The sequence below is a fragment of the Pedobacter sp. KBW06 genome (assembly GCF_003852525.1).
Classification (GTDB): Bacteria; Bacteroidota; Bacteroidia; order Sphingobacteriales; family Sphingobacteriaceae; genus Pedobacter.
Genome location: NZ_QAJL01000005.1, coordinates 392,909 through 407,055 on the forward strand (window position 1 = coordinate 392,909; position 14,147 = coordinate 407,055).

The window sequence follows — 14,147 nt, forward strand, 5'->3', positions numbered from 1 at the left end:
CGTCCTATGGTTAAATTTAACCAATCCAATGAAGAAAATTATAAATAGCCTGTTACTTTTTGCCATCAGTCATTTTGCGTTCGGACAAACGCCGAAGCTCAACCAAATGGTAGAAACCTATGCTGCTCAACATCAATTTAACGGAACGGTATTGGTTCAAAAAGATTCAAAAGTAATCTATCATAAAAGTTTTGGTGTCGCAGAGCGTTCATTCAATTCGCCAATTACAAATGACACGAGATATCCGGTTTGCTCTATTACAAAAACCTTTACAGCTGTCTTAATTCTTCAGCTCGTTGAGCAGGGGAAAATCGACCTGAATAAAAAAATAACTGACTATCTGCCCGAATATCAGGGAGAAGCCGGGCCGAAAGTATCGCTGCACCAGTTGCTGAACCATACCTCAGGAATGAAAAATACAGATACCGCTAAAGACGAAAATTTTTTAAAATATGGAATTGGATTTTATCATAAGCCCTATCAGCTAAAAGAAATTGTCGCGAATTTTTGTTCCAGTCCATTGCTGAATGAGCCAGGAACAAAGTTCGATTACAATAACGGGGAATACATGATTTTGGGCCGGATTCTGGAGGTGATGTATCAAATGAGCTACGGGCAAGTCCTGAATCAGCAAATTCTTGTTCCATTGGGAATGCAGAACTCAGGCTTGCTTTCCCATTATAAACTGATTAAAAATCTTGCTACGCCTTATTATAAGGATAAGAACCTTGATCATTTGATTCCAAATATCCCGATCTATATGGAAGATTTTTCTGCTGCCGGGGCGATGTATTCCTGTACATCTGATCTGATCAAATTCAACAATGCCCTTTTCGCCTTTAAGATCTTAAAAAAAGAAACCCTGGATCAGCTTTTAAAACCCGGACTGGATGACTACGGATATAGTGTCTGGATCCGGGATACACAGGGTGCAAATGCAAAATATAAACGAATGGAACGGTACGGCAGAATAGCAGGTGCAAATGCTGCCTGGTTTCACTATTTGAATAAAGACCTGAGTATTGTCATCATATCGAATACCAATCTGACGGATTTGGGTGATTATGCATTCAAAATCGGGAAAGCGCTATTTTAATTATCTCTTTGGTCTAAAAAACTGATCTCTTTAGACAGGGCCTGACGATCTGGTTTTAATTCGACATTTTGAACTATTCAGCAAGGCGTTCAACGACAGGTTATTTTTTATAAAGGGCAGCAAACCATTTGGGGGCAGACCTGTTGTCATCAAAGCCTTAAAGAATTTAATCAGTATAAAAACTTCGCCCCATGAATAATCAGACTTATGAACTAATCAATGCCTCCAGACTTGGAAACCTTGATCAGATTGCCCTTCTACTGGAAAACAAGATTAATGTAAACGAGCAGGATGAAAAGGGTTATACTCCCTTAATCATTGCGGCATATCACAACCGGTATGAGGCTGTAAAAGCATTGCTGGAAGCCGGAGCCGATGTCAATGCTAAAGACCAGGGCGGCAATACAGCTTTGATGGGTGTGGCATTTAAAGGCTATCCCGCCATTGCTGAGCTGCTCATCACCAATGGCGCAGACCTGGACCTTCAACATGGTAACGGAGGTACGGCCCTGATGTTTGCGGCGATGTTTGGAAGGAATGATCTCCTAAAACTACTTTTGAAATATGGAGCAGACAAAACCATCGTCGACTCCAGAGGGCTTTCTGTTTTTGACCTGGCCGCCCAGCAGGGAAATGAAGCCGCAATTGAAATCCTGGAACAGCATTAAAAAAAGAATCTCAAAACCATTCTGTCAGAAGCCTTGTTACTTAAATACATCAACACTTATTGACATGGAAAACAACACAGTAAACATCGAAATCCTTAACGACCTCATTGAAATTAATAACGATAGAATCGCCGGATATCAAAAAGCATCCGAAGAGCTTAAGCCGGAAGACAGTGATCTTAAGTCCCTGTTCGCGGAAATGATTGTGCTAAGTCAGAATAATAAATCTGAGTTAACCAAAGAAGTTCAGGTTTTGGGAGCTGAACCTGAAACAGGAACTACCAATTCAGGTAAAATTTACCGTGCATGGATGGACATTAAAGCTGTATTTACTGGTCATGATCGTGAAACTGTATTGGAAAATTGCGAATTTGGAGAGGACGCAGCCAAACGTGCCTACAAAATGGCGGTTGAAACGGAAGGCCTGTCGGCTCATCTTTTAGCCTTAATTTCCGGTCAGCAAAATGCTCAAAAAGCAGCCCATGATCAGATTAAAGCAATCAGAGATCAGGTAGCCAAATAATTTATTTAAAAAAAAAGCCGTATCACGAATTGTGATACGGCTTTTTTAGGTTTAAGCGGGAATTTTGCCGGGTTTCTCCCTTTCCCAAAAGCGGTGCTGTCTGATCGCCATTTCAAAATCTTTGGCTGTTTTATTTAATAATAAACCTTGTTGAGCTGCATTTTTATCCTTCTCAGGAATTTTTGAATGCGCGATTAACTCAAGTCCTTCTGCGTTTGCTGCAATGGCTTTACAATGTCTGAAAGCCTCTTCCACAAAGTGAATGGCATCCGGTTCTGCCACTAAAGCATTTACAGATTTACCTCCTCCCGGAACGTAGACCGCGTCGAATAAAACAGATGCGGTAGTTAGAAAAGTAAAGTCTACTTTAATGCGTTTTCCAGAATCATCCTGGATGTGGCCATTATGGGTGGCTACAATTTTTGTTACCGCACCGGCAGCTTCCAGGACTTTCTTATAATCATTCAGCTGAGTCCCGTTAACCCCGTCCGTAGCCAGGACCGCAATCTTTCTGCTCTTAGCCGTATCTTTCGGGGTATCCTTCATACTCAAAGCAGCACTCGATTTCAAGCTGCTCTTTTTCTTTACCGGTTCATATTTTTGCTGATCGCCGTCTGCAGGAACTCCATGGTTAACTGGTTTCTGCGGGCCGGACGGTGTTTCCAGTCCCAGTCCATCTGCGACCCTTTTGGCAAGTCCGGCATCAACCTGTGTTAAAATTCCGACCATGCGTTTCCGGATCTCTTCGATTTCTACCTTCCCCAGTTCAAACCTGAAAGCATCTACGATGTGATTTTTTTCAACTTCCGACTGGCTGTTAAAGAAAAGGCCGGCCTGACTAAAATGATCGAGAAAACTATCACTGCGTGCCCTGACTTTTTTAGCATCAATCCTTTCCTGGTAAGAACTGAAACCACCTTCAGAAACTTTGGCTTGTAAGGGAGCGTTTGCATTGATGCTGTTGGGCTGATAGCTTGTCCGTTCTGCGTTGATGGTTTGCCTCATGTGACCGTCCCTTTGATTGTTATGAACCGGTGATATTGGTCTGTTGATCGGTATTTCATGAAAATTCGGTCCGCCAAGTCTCGAAAGCTGGGTATCTGTATATGAAAAAAGACGGCCTTGCAAGAGCGGATCGTTGCTGAAATCTATTCCAGGTACGATATGGCCGGGATGAAAGGCCACTTGTTCTGTTTCTGCAAAGAAATTATCCGGATTGCTGTTGAGTGTCATTTTTCCTATTCGCTGAACGGGCACGAGTTCTTCAGGAACCAATTTAGTAGGATCCAGCAAATCGAAATCAAATTTGTGTTCATCCTCCTCCGGAATTACCTGGATGCCCAGCTCCCACTCCGGGAAAGCACCGCTTTCTATGGCTTCCCAGAGATCACGGCGATGGAAATCAGGGTCATTTCCTGAAATTTTTACAGCTTCGTTCCAGGCCACCGAATGCACACCCAGCAATGGTTTCCAATGAAATTTGACAAAATGGGATTTCCCGGCCTCATTGATCAGGCGAAAGGTATGTACACCAAAGCCCTCCATCATCCTATAGCTCCGGGGAAGGGCCCTGTCGGACATCAGCCACATGATCATATGTGTAGATTCCGGCATCAGGGAAATGAAATCCCAAAAGGTATCATGGGCAGATGCAGCCTGTGGCATTTCATGGTTAGGTTCTGGCTTAACAGCATGAATGAGGTCTGGAAATTAATGGCGTCCTGAATGAAAAAGACGGGCATATTGTTGCCAACAAAATCATAGATACCTTCCTGAGTGTAAAACTTAACTGAAAACCCCCTTACGTCCCGGGCAAGATCAGTAGAGCCTCTTGAGCCTGCAACAGTAGAAAATCTGACAAAAACCGGCGTCTTGATGGAGGTGTCATTTAAAAATCCGGCTTTGGTATATTTAGACTGAGACTGGTACAATTCAAAGACGCCATGAGCTCCGGAACCCCTTGCGTGTACAATGCGTTCCGGAATTCGTTCGTGATCAAAATGTGTGATTTTTTCCCTGAGGATAAAATCTTCAAGCAAGGTGGCGCCACGCTCCCCTGCCTTCAGCGAGTTTTGATCGTCATTAATTTTTAAACCTTGATTTGTCGTCAGCAGTTTACCTGTTCCATCAGTGGTATCCGGTAACAGGTTTTCTTTTTTTGAGCTTTCTTTTGGTGATTTATTTTTTTTCATAGCGAGGTGGATTCAAACAGGCCTAGGTGTAAACTAAAAAAAGCCCGGATAAATTATCCGGGCACATGATTATAAAAATTTATTCTGCTGCTGCTGCTGAATTAATAGAGGCTACCGCAACTTCTGTAAGCACGATATCGGTGGCCTTTTCATTATCCAGTGTTTGCTGAAGTAAGTTTACCACTTCAGTATGCCCCATACATTCGGCAAAGGTCCGTAAGGTACCATAGGTACCGATTTCGTAATGCTCTACTTTTTGTGCGGCAAGAATCAATCCTGCATCTCTTACCATGGTTCCTTCTTTGGTATCTTCAATCATACCGTTGGCCTCTTCTAATAAGCCTGCCATTGCATCGCATTTCTTGGCAACAGGTTTCTCATCCAATAAAGCAAACACCTTTTCCAGTGTTTCAATATGAGTTTGAGTCTCTCCTGTATGTTTTTCAAATGCTGCGGCGAGTTCAGGACTGGTAGCAGCCTTCTTCATTTTAGGCAATGCTTTTACCAGGTGTTTTTCAGCCCAATAAATGTCTTTCAATTCATCAACAAAAAATTCATGAAATTCAGAATTTTTCATTTTTCCGGTCATTCCTGAAGCGTTTGGTTTCTTCTTCGTTTGTGTTTTTGCTGCGGTTTCCATAGTTCTGTTTTTTATAGATGATGGTGAGCAGTAAGAACCTTTTAAAACCGGCTTTGTTTGATAAATAAAATCTTTTATTTTTAAAAACCAATTATATATCTAATTGTTTTACAGCTGTTTATTAAACATAAAATAGACTTTTATATTTTTTGTTTAAGTTTTTTGAAGACGAGTTTTTTTTAAACCATTTCAGTTACTGAGGGTTATAACAAACCCCTAAAAGGAATCCCGGACGGGCTAAAGTAATCTGTATTATCCAGCTCAATTACCTTTTGCAATGAAGCCCGGGACACCGGTCTTTACCACCTCATTAAACCGCTGTCTGGTCTGAATGCGATTGATTTCCTCAAAGGCCTCCTTTGGCAGCGCAGAGATGTCAAAATTTTCTCTTGCACGTTCCGGAGTTTTCGGTGTGGTCAGCAAAGCAGTGCCGCGTTGGATAGCCCATGCAAGAAGCACCTGGGCTGCTGTTTTGCCAATTTCTGCGGCGATCTTTAAAATGACCGGATCTCCGAGGGGGCCAGGTTTTATGCCGTGACCCAATGGCGCGAAAGCTAAAAACACGATGTCATGTGCTTTGCAGAATTCCAGAAGTCGTGTTTCCGGCAGGTACGGATGTGATTCGACCTGAACCACTGCCGGTTTGATTCTCGCCGCTTCATATAGTGGTAAAAGCTGTTCCAAACTGATGTCGGACAAGCCAATGGCCCGGCATTTGCCCTGGTCCACGAGTTGCTCCATTGCCCTCCAGGTATCCAGCAAGGTCAGTTGCCGGTCGTAAATGACATTCCCGTTTTGGTCTCGTGGGTCCTGCTCCTCTCCTGCCTGAAATGCAAAAGGCGTGTGGATGAGGTACAGGTCCAGATAATCAAGCCCAAGCCTTCCCAGACTGGCTTCAAATGCAGGTTTTACACGTTCGGGGCGGTGATTGGAATTCCATAATTTAGTCGTTACAAAAATCTCATCCCGGCTGATGTTTTCTGAGATAAGTCCTGCCCGGAGGGCCTCGCCTACTTCGCTTTCATTTCGGTATCGTTCTGCGCAATCGAAGTGCCTGAATCCAGCCTTCAATGCATTTCTGGTTGCAGTTATTGTGGCAGCAGGATCAGGAATCAGCGTGCCAAACCCGAGTAAGGGCATCTGGATGGTGTTGGTTTCGGACTTCATGTTCATTATATCAATTTAAATCACAAGGCAAATTACAGGAAGAAATTTCAGGTTATAATGTGACCTACATCACATTCTGGTACTGATTCGCTGATCCATATCCGGTTGGCTAAAAACTCTGTTACCTTTACCAGTTATTTCCGGTAAAATATTCACTATTGAACAAAGAATCTATGCTAACCGATCTTATTGCCAGAGACCTTAAAATTATCTTTTGTGGGATCAATCCAGGCCTGAAGTCTGCTTCAGACGGGCACCATTTTTCCGGGCGGAGTAACCGTTTTTGGAAGGTTTTGCACCAGGCGGGTTTTACGCCCGATGAAATTGAAGCGCTGAAAGATGCCGGCATTCTGGATTATGGGTATGGGCTGACCACAGCTGTGAGCAGGGCAACATCCCGGGCAGACGAACTTTCGGGTATAGAATTCGACAATTCCATAGACGCGTTTAAAGCGAAGATGAATCATTTTAAACCGAAATGCATTGCTTTTTTAGGCAAGGCCGCTTATCTCGCCTTTACCCGGAAAAAACAGATTTCCTGGGGGCCTCAGGAGGAAGATTTTTGTGGGGCGATGGTTTGGATCCTGCCCAACCCCAGCGGTTTAAACCGGGGATTTAGCCTCAACGACCTCGTCAAACATTACAGGGAGTTGTATCAGGCCATGTCTTGAGTTGCGTTAACAGAATTGATAAAGGCACAGTACCAATTGTTATGACAAACCTGATAAAAAAGAAAAATCCGTTTAAGGTGTTTAGCATTGGTTTTATAGGAAATTATTAGCTACTGAACAGGTAGTTCCCTTTATCATCTGTTTTGAAGTAGCTGACAGAAACTGGTTTTCCCTTCTTTAATTTTTTATAGATAACCATACTTACATTTGCTTCTTTTATGTTAATGGTATTATTTAACAAAATGTCCACATAAAACATCGGAATTCTCTTGCCTGTTTGCCCGGAGCCCGGATCAAGGTTACTGCTGATGTTACTGAAACTAATGGTCTTAATGAGCTGCTTTTTGTATTTAAAATAAAGGTAAAAAGTATGGAATAAGTTGGCGGAAAGGAAGAGGATTAACAGCGCGGCAAATTCAATAAATACAGCAAAAATAAAAGGTAAAAAGGTAGCAAAATTTAGTGCTGAGGGGATTTTCCAGTTAAACAAATATCCAATGATGAGCAGGTAAAGGGCAATTGCCAATAGCTTAGACAACAAGGGTTTTTCTATGGTTAGGTCGATAAGTCCGCTAAATGCTGTGCTTTCCATTTCTATGGTCATAATTACACTGAAAATAAATGCAAAAACCAGGAAATACCAGATGCTAAGGTCTAAGCCCATACTTGTAAAGCCGATTGCGATCATTGGGACAAAATAAGCCCCTCTGCCGGAAAACCCGAGATACAAACTAAGTACTGAGGTGGCAACCCAAAAGAAAGCATTAAAATCCTCCTCCTGAAAAATCAATAGTGGATTGATGCGGATCATTAAAGAATGATCGCCCCCGGCCCTCAGCCTGATCACTTTCGGAGGCAGGAATGAGGTGATGAAGGAGAGTTTTGTCTCATTTAAAAAAGCATATTCAGGCTTTTTATCATTGTAAAACTCAGATCCGCCATTGTCAATGGTCACCATGTTCTCCAGCTGATGCAATCCGTCTTTATCGTCGCTTAACCAGCGCACATCCGCTTTGGAAAATGGCTTGAAATCTGGGTGTATCTTCTTTGAAAGTAAGGTGTCGGTTCTCAGATAACGTGTTTCCATCAGGTAAACAAATTGCCAGCCCAACTTCCCCTTCCCGAACCTGGGAGATACCTTTACGAGATAGGGTTTAAATTCAAAGCTGCCCGGTTTTGTCCATTCTTCCTCTTTGCTGAATTTTGTCCAGGTGCTTTTATTTAATAGTTTTTCCGAAGTATTGGCCCCGCTTTCATAAAATATATTAATCGCTGCAAGTATGGTGGTGAATGCGATAATTAGTTTCTGGAATAATGTCATGAGCGCTACCTGGTTGTTCTAAAATAACGGGTACAAAAAACCAAAAGCCAGATGCATAAAGCTGTAAGTATTGCTAAGCAACTGTTGCGGACATCAATATCTCCATAACAGCCATACTTATAAAAAATATCAAAAGCATTTTGTTGCCGGATAAAGCCGATCACTGCATCATTTAAGAAGAATGACAAGAGCATGAAGGTAACCATCAAGGGCAGCAGCAATAAGATCAATGCGCTGATCATTAGTTTCATGAGCTTGCTTTTCAGGTTGCGGACGAGGTAAAAAATCCAGGAGCCAAATAAAGCGAAATAAAGTGGCAGCACGATTATAGCGCCCCTGTAATCATGGCCGGGAGTACCTTCGCAAGGGCCCGTTACCCGGTCTGCAAGGGGCATGACATAAAAGATGTACATGGCCCAGGCCAGGGCAAACAAAAAACTATGTAATGCCATGTTGCTTTTTGTATCTGGAATTTTCATACTTTGATCAGTTTTGGCATACTCATTTTCTATAATTGATTTTCATCGGCAGGATTTGACTGCTGTAGGATCTTTCCTGTTGATTTATCAAATGTTAATCTGATGTTGGGGCCACCATAAAACAAAGTAATACTCAGCGTTTGATCAGTTTCCTGATCAAAGATGATGTCCTTGGCAGAGCGGATCTTTAAGTCATAGTGATCTGGTAATTGAGAATCATCACATTGAAAGACCTGCTTTTCAATAATCCCCCTTTTTTCTATAATTTGCAATACGGGATACGCCATTACACTGTAACCTGCAATTTGTGCCCTGTAATTTTCATTCAGGTCTTTAGTCATCCTTAACCCAAAGGGCGTGGTAGAAAACACCAATGCAAAAAATGGCAGCATCATGGGCAGGATGCTCACTATTAAGGCCAATACCATTGCGCCCAAAAGAAGTTTTGCCATCAGTTTTTTCCAAAATAAGACAATAACCGCAATGCTTCCAAAAAACCAAAGCCAGAACAGGGTGACATCGCTGTAATATCCGCGCAGACTTATTTTGTAGAAACAATATGCAATAATATCTGCAACCAGTAAAAGGGAAATGACACCGTATGCCTTGAGAATTGTCTTCCGCATTTTGTTATCCACGCTCAACTAGCTTTCCATCGTTACATAATGAAGTTCCTGATCTATTGTTGTGTTCACAACGAGGATGTATTGGGAAATTCCGGGATCTGTCTCGAAATCAGAGACGGTAAAGGAATCATCTTCATCAGGATAAAATCCAATTCTTCTCAGGCTCAAAACAGACAAGAGTTGTTCATCCTTTTTTAAGCTTTGGTCTGCTTTTGAAAGCAAAGGTGCCAACTCTTCTTCCGCAACTTCCTCCAGATGAAAATCCAGAAATTCCTGCACTTCAGTTCCATTTTTGAAATCTTCCTGTATAAAGCCCCTCAGTTTACCAATAAATGCAGGTAATTTTTCGAGAACAGCATTAACTTTTAACAGGCGATCTTCTGCTATTGAAGTATCCTGAAAGTTCAGGTCTATTCCTATCTGATGTCCATCTATCTCGATATCAATGGAATAATAGTCATTCAATGCATTCTGATCCAGATCTCCAAAATATTGTAATTTCATTTTATCGCTGATTTTAGTGTTTAACTTATTGTTCTAAGATATTAATATCATTTAAATACCGGACAATTTTACTAGAATTTCATCTTAAAACGTTATGGAGAAATAGATTGCCTCCTCATAGGCTACAGGTAGTTTGGGATTGTAACTTTGATAAAAATTCAGCGTCTTATGGTATAGCTGCCATTTAATTGAAAATCCGGATGAGAAATTTAAAAATCTGTTTGCTGCTGATCAGCATTTGTACCAGTCAAATTGTATATGCCCAAATCAAAACGTTGAAGGGAAAAAAATTAACCGGCAAGGAAGTCGATAATTTTATCCGCTATCAAATGGATTCACTTAAAATACCGGCAATCTCCATTGCCCTTCTAAAAGACAATAAAATCGTCTATCATCGGGCAATTGGAATTAAAAACGCCAAACAGGAGCCTATTGACGACCATACTCTTTTCGAAGCGGCATCGATGACAAAGACGGTCTTTGCCTACACTGTGCTTAAACTGGTGAAGGAAAATGTACTTAGTTTAGATACTCCGCTTTATAAATATTACCCTTATGAGGACATTAAATACGATGAACGTTATAAATTAATTACGGCAAGAATGGTTTTAAACCATACTACCGGCTTTCCAAACTGGCGGGGTGACGACAAGAAGTTGACCATTAACACCACTCCAGGCACCAAATTTGGCTATTCTGGTGAAGGCTTTGAGTATCTCGGGCTTGTGATCAAACACTTAACAGGTAAAAAATTAGAGGACCTTATCCAGGAATATGTATTTACACCAATGGCTGTTAAACACTCCTACCTGATCAGCAATGACTATGTAAAAAAGCACCTGACAGAAGGTTTAAAAGACAACAAAGATTGGGGCAACAACGATGTATACTTAAAGCCATATGTATCCTATAGCTTATACACTGAGGCTAAAGATTATGCGAAATTTGAAATGGAATTAATGAAAGAAAGTACCAACCCAAACAGCATATTCCAGGCAATGTCTGTTCGCCAGTCGGAGCTTGATGCAAATGATTCAAGACCGGGTGCAAAAACAGTTTCCTGCCTGGGGATATTTACAGAGCAGACACCATTTGGCCCGATATATCTTCATCCCGGAAATAATGATGACCGCTTCACCTCCATATTTCAGTTTTACAAAGATCCTAAAATTGGTTTCGTGTATTTTATCAATTGCCCTAAACAGAACGAGTTGACCAAGAGGTTAAACGAGTTTTTAATCAATGGTAAATAAGAAAATGGAACAATATAGAAAAGCTATCGTTGAGAACTGGATTACTGCCTGGTCGTTGTCAAGGGAATTGCCGGCACCCATTGAATTTAAATCAGGTTTTCATGTTGATGTTGGTGATGAACAGCATAAAAGCCGCTATGTATTTCCTACGCTTAATGATGATTTTATTCAGTTGTCTGAATCCATTGATGAGCCCTGGGTTTTTCTGAAAGTCTGCGCCCCGACTGATGAAGTAACAGCAAGCATCTCTAAAAAATGGACCATTCAACCACAAGGTTTTATGATGACTTGTTTTCGGCCCATGGTCACTCAGGAGCCTGCCTTACATGAAGGTTACAAGTTGGAATTTGAACAGCATCAATCCGCTTTCGTACTTAAAATTATTGCTAAAAATGGGGAGTTGGCTTCAACAGGACGCATTGTTCTCCATAATGATTTTGCAGTCTATGATCGCATTTCAACGGACAGTAACCATAGAAGAAAGGGTCTTGCCAGAGTTCTGATGACAGAACTTGAAAAGATTGCATTGTCAAAAGGCATTTCCAAAAATCTCCTGGTCGCAACAGAAGAAGGGAAACTCTTGTACGAATCTTTAGGCTGGGAAGTATATAGCCTTTATACCTCTATTGTTATCGCTGATCAGTATTTGTAAGCCTTCATAAGCCAGAAGTATTTTGTTAATTAAAAAAAGCCTGCAACTTCTGCCCTTTGTTCAAATTTACTTCATACACATCGCCTGTTTTTGTGATGCCTTTAACATTCCATTTCGGTGCGATCCCCTCAAAATTATCCTTGATGCGCAGCTTGCCGGACCTGGCCGCAGTAATACTGAAATTCAAGGTCTTGTTGTTTTTTCTCGTAGCGGAAACCATAAAGCCACCTTCGGCCCTTAAATTTGTAAAGGAAGCATTAGCCCATTTTTTAGGCATGGCAGGAAAAATACGGATCACACCAGTATGAACATCGCCAGGTCTGGCGCTCCAGCTTTGCAGCAGCATTTCATGTACCGCCTGTGAAGCAAGGAAATTTCCTTCCAGGGTGAAAGGCCTGTAGGTAAAGCCTGAGTAGCCACTTTTAGTCTGATCGCCGTTCACATGGAATCCATTCCGCAATACGAAAGCTTTAACGAAGATGTCCAGGTTTTTAACAGCGGCCTCCCCATCTCCTACTCTTGCCCTTAAGCAGCTCATCCAGGAAAAGGTATAGCCTACCCAGCTGCGGGTACCTAATTTATCCCAGCTTTTCGTGCTTGCCTCAATCATTTGCTGATCCTGACTGCTGCCTTCTGTGGTGATCAGGTTAAAGGGATAGATCCCGATAATATTAGACAAGTGACGGTGACTTTGAGTGAGTTCATATTTTGCATCCAAAAGTAAGGTGCCGTCGGCTTTGGTATGAAAATCACCCAGCGCCAATGCTGCGGCTGCCCATTTCTGAGCCTCCGTAGTTTTGCCCAATTCTCCGGCCATCTCCTTCAAAGACAGGAACAACATTTTAATGCTCATCAGATCATAATTGCTATTGGGCTGCAGCCAGGCTTTAGGACTATCGTCGAAAATTTCCGGAGAAGAAGAAAGCGGCAGTTTAAGTAAACCATTGCTGTCTTTTTTCAACAGGCCCAGCAGGCATTCTCCAACATCAGCACTCCATGGATAGGCTTTTTCTTTCAGGAAAGTATCATCAGCAGTATACAGCCAATGCAGGTAAAATAAATGTGCGCTCCAGGCACTCATAGAAGGCGACATGCTGTATTGTCCCCAGCCGCCCAAAGGTTGCCCGGAGTAAGACATCACACCCGGACAGGCCAGGCCTGCAGTACCATAAAAATCTCTTGCGAAATCCTGGAAGAAACTCCGGCGCTCCCAAAGGAAATTCAGGTAAGATGCCCCTTCATCATATCTGCCGGATTGCTGATAAGCGATATAGGTCATCTGTGTGTTCAGGTCGTTGTGGTAATCTCCTTTCCAGGGTGGCAAAGTACCGTTATCAGCAGTCCAGACCCCCTGAAGTGGCATCGGTGGTGCTTTTAAACGGGATGCTGCACCGTAGAAGTATTGAACCAGGTTATATTGTTTCTGAACCGCTGTATCAGGGATGCTCACACTTGATTTTCCCCAGAAATCAGTCCACCATTTTACATGCGGTTTGCGCATGGCCTGATAACCTTTGTTCAAGGCGAGGCTGCATCGCTGACGGGCTATTGCCAGCGGATCTTTGCCATCAGCTGTAGAAGTAATGCTTAACGCAATCAGTGTTTCCTTCCCGTTTTTCCTGGTATCGATGTACACGCAATATTTGAGCCCGTCTGCAGCTTCCTGAATGTACCATTCTGCAGTGGCCGATTTTCCTTTTACCGCCTCAGGGTAACCGAGTTTACTCACTGATCCACCGCTGCTTGGCCCACCATCTCCTTTTGTATTTTTACGGTATACCTCCATTGGACTGAACAACTGTACTGCATCCGGAACTGTTCCTTTTATGGACAGTAAAGTTACCGGATCAGCGGCACTGTAAAAGGTATTCAGAACGGCACCGGAGTTGAACCTTGCAATTCCTTCGGCTGTTGCCTCCATCAGTTCAAATTCCTTTACCACTTCCCGGGCAGGGAATTTTAGTTCGATCCGGCCACCGGGTAGTTTAGTCGGACTTACGCCATTATACGCCTCGTCCCACCAGGAGCCGACGGTTTTAAATTCTCCTTTGGCAATCAGGTCTGCTCCTTTTTGGTAGGTGTATTTTTTCCACCATTCCTTTTCTCCATGAGTCCGCTCATCCCATAAATCCCCCCTGTCCAGAGATAATCTGATGATATTTTGCTCACCCCATAACAAACCACCCGTCAGGCCATTGCCTAAAGGAAGGGCCTCATCCCAGGTGCTCACAGGCGCTTTAAGCCGCAGGTTATAACTGGATTCCGGGAGCTTAGGCTGCTGGGCCTTAACAGATAAGCCGATACAGAAATTTAAAATAAGGAAGCTGGTTTTTAAAACAGTCGTTTTGTACATCG

13 protein-coding genes and 1 pseudogene are annotated in these 14,147 nt (G+C 42.5%); 6 read left to right on the forward strand and 8 right to left on the reverse strand.

The features are described from left to right. The first annotated feature begins 28 nt into the window (after positions 1 to 28). The 3 genes from DBR43_RS27855 to DBR43_RS27865 all read left to right on the forward strand — a co-directional run bounded on the left by DBR43_RS27855 (position 29) and on the right by DBR43_RS27865 (position 2,287). Positions 29 to 1,096, forward strand: coding sequence for a serine hydrolase domain-containing protein (locus tag DBR43_RS27855; protein WP_158622614.1), 1,068 nt, complete (start codon positions 29 to 31; stop codon positions 1,094 to 1,096). Positions 1,097 to 1,287: 191 nt separating this feature from the next. Further along, positions 1,288 to 1,764, forward strand: coding sequence for an ankyrin repeat domain-containing protein (locus DBR43_RS27860; protein WP_124586612.1), 477 nt, complete (start codon positions 1,288 to 1,290; stop codon positions 1,762 to 1,764). Between the two features lie 64 nt (positions 1,765 to 1,828). Beyond that, positions 1,829 to 2,287: a ferritin-like domain-containing protein gene (locus DBR43_RS27865; protein WP_124586613.1), complete on the forward strand. Its 459-nt coding sequence runs from the start codon at positions 1,829 to 1,831 to the stop codon at positions 2,285 to 2,287. Positions 2,288 to 2,338: 51 nt separating this feature from the next. On the opposite strand, the pseudogene DBR43_RS27870 reads toward DBR43_RS27865, so the two are convergent. The 3 genes and pseudogenes from DBR43_RS27870 to DBR43_RS27880 form a co-directional block, all read right to left on the reverse strand. Next, a pseudogene (locus DBR43_RS27870) lies at positions 2,339 to 4,479 on the reverse strand (catalase). Positions 4,480 to 4,558: 79 nt separating this feature from the next. Next, on the reverse strand, positions 4,559 to 5,119 hold the full coding sequence (locus tag DBR43_RS27875) for a ferritin-like domain-containing protein (protein WP_124586614.1): 561 nt from the start codon (positions 5,117 to 5,119) through the stop codon (positions 4,559 to 4,561). 261 nt (positions 5,120 to 5,380) lie between these two features. Further along, entirely contained in the window at positions 5,381 to 6,292 is a 912-nt protein-coding gene (locus DBR43_RS27880) for an aldo/keto reductase (protein WP_124586615.1), read from the reverse strand. 152 nt (positions 6,293 to 6,444) lie between these two features. On the opposite strand from DBR43_RS27880, the gene mug reads away from it, so the two are divergent. Further along, positions 6,445 to 6,957 carry a G/U mismatch-specific DNA glycosylase gene (gene mug, locus DBR43_RS27885; protein ID WP_199757146.1) on the forward strand — a complete coding sequence of 171 codons (513 nt, stop codon included), beginning with the start codon at positions 6,445 to 6,447 and terminating at the stop codon, positions 6,955 to 6,957. Between the two features lie 106 nt (positions 6,958 to 7,063). On the opposite strand, the gene DBR43_RS27890 is transcribed toward mug, so the two are convergent. From DBR43_RS27890 to DBR43_RS27905, 4 genes are all read right to left on the reverse strand, one after another. Then, positions 7,064 to 8,278 carry a hypothetical protein gene (locus DBR43_RS27890; protein WP_124586616.1) on the reverse strand — a complete coding sequence of 405 codons (1,215 nt, stop codon included), beginning with the start codon at positions 8,276 to 8,278 and terminating at the stop codon, positions 7,064 to 7,066. Positions 8,279 to 8,283: 5 nt separating this feature from the next. After that, positions 8,284 to 8,757: a hypothetical protein gene (locus tag DBR43_RS27895; RefSeq protein WP_124586617.1), complete on the reverse strand. Its 474-nt coding sequence runs from the start codon at positions 8,755 to 8,757 to the stop codon at positions 8,284 to 8,286. Between the two features lie 29 nt (positions 8,758 to 8,786). Beyond that, positions 8,787 to 9,209 (reverse strand): hypothetical protein, encoded by a 423-nt coding sequence (locus tag DBR43_RS27900; protein ID WP_233603244.1) that lies wholly within the window; start codon positions 9,207 to 9,209, stop codon positions 8,787 to 8,789. 192 nt (positions 9,210 to 9,401) lie between these two features. After that, the gene (locus DBR43_RS27905) at positions 9,402 to 9,887 is read right to left on the reverse strand and encodes a DUF2004 domain-containing protein (protein WP_124586619.1); all 486 of its coding nucleotides are present in this window, start codon (positions 9,885 to 9,887) and stop codon (positions 9,402 to 9,404) included. Between the two features lie 200 nt (positions 9,888 to 10,087). Between DBR43_RS27905 and DBR43_RS27910 the strand changes: the two genes are divergently transcribed. Both DBR43_RS27910 and DBR43_RS27915 read left to right on the forward strand, forming a co-directional pair. Further along, entirely contained in the window at positions 10,088 to 11,140 is a 1,053-nt protein-coding gene (locus DBR43_RS27910) for a serine hydrolase domain-containing protein (RefSeq protein ID WP_124586620.1), read from the forward strand. After that, positions 11,130 to 11,792: a GNAT family N-acetyltransferase gene (locus DBR43_RS27915; RefSeq protein WP_199757147.1), complete on the forward strand. Its 663-nt coding sequence runs from the start codon at positions 11,130 to 11,132 to the stop codon at positions 11,790 to 11,792. The genes DBR43_RS27910 and DBR43_RS27915 overlap by 11 nt, the downstream gene beginning before the upstream one ends. Before the next feature lie 25 nt (positions 11,793 to 11,817). Here the strand turns inward: DBR43_RS27915 and DBR43_RS27920 are convergent, their stop codons facing one another. After that, a complete protein-coding gene (locus tag DBR43_RS27920) occupies positions 11,818 to 14,145 on the reverse strand; it encodes a glycosyl hydrolase family 95 catalytic domain-containing protein (RefSeq protein ID WP_124586621.1) in 2,328 nt (775 codons plus the stop codon). Positions 14,146 to 14,147: the final 2 nt, after the last annotated feature.

Excerpts from the sequence above, each read along its gene's own strand:
- DBR43_RS27855 (WP_158622614.1), top strand. The coding sequence starts at position 29 with ATGAAGAAAATTATAAATAGCCTGTTACTTTTTGCCATCAGTCATTTT.
- DBR43_RS27860 (WP_124586612.1), top strand. The coding sequence starts at position 1,288 with ATGAATAATCAGACTTATGAACTAATCAATGCCTCCAGACTTGGAAAC.
- DBR43_RS27865 (WP_124586613.1), top strand. The coding sequence starts at position 1,829 with ATGGAAAACAACACAGTAAACATCGAAATCCTTAACGACCTCATTGAA.
- DBR43_RS27875 (WP_124586614.1), bottom strand. The coding sequence starts at position 5,119 with ATGGAAACCGCAGCAAAAACACAAACGAAGAAGAAACCAAACGCTTCA.
- DBR43_RS27880 (WP_124586615.1), bottom strand. The coding sequence starts at position 6,292 with ATGAACATGAAGTCCGAAACCAACACCATCCAGATGCCCTTACTCGGG.
- DBR43_RS27890 (WP_124586616.1), bottom strand. The coding sequence starts at position 8,278 with ATGACATTATTCCAGAAACTAATTATCGCATTCACCACCATACTTGCA.
- DBR43_RS27895 (WP_124586617.1), bottom strand. The coding sequence starts at position 8,757 with ATGAAAATTCCAGATACAAAAAGCAACATGGCATTACATAGTTTTTTG.
- DBR43_RS27900 (WP_233603244.1), bottom strand. The coding sequence starts at position 9,209 with ATGGCAAAACTTCTTTTGGGCGCAATGGTATTGGCCTTAATAGTGAGC.
- DBR43_RS27905 (WP_124586619.1), bottom strand. The coding sequence starts at position 9,887 with ATGAAATTACAATATTTTGGAGATCTGGATCAGAATGCATTGAATGAC.
- DBR43_RS27910 (WP_124586620.1), top strand. The coding sequence starts at position 10,088 with ATGAGAAATTTAAAAATCTGTTTGCTGCTGATCAGCATTTGTACCAGT.
- DBR43_RS27915 (WP_199757147.1), top strand. The coding sequence starts at position 11,130 with ATGGTAAATAAGAAAATGGAACAATATAGAAAAGCTATCGTTGAGAAC.
- DBR43_RS27920 (WP_124586621.1), bottom strand. The coding sequence starts at position 14,145 with ATGTACAAAACGACTGTTTTAAAAACCAGCTTCCTTATTTTAAATTTC.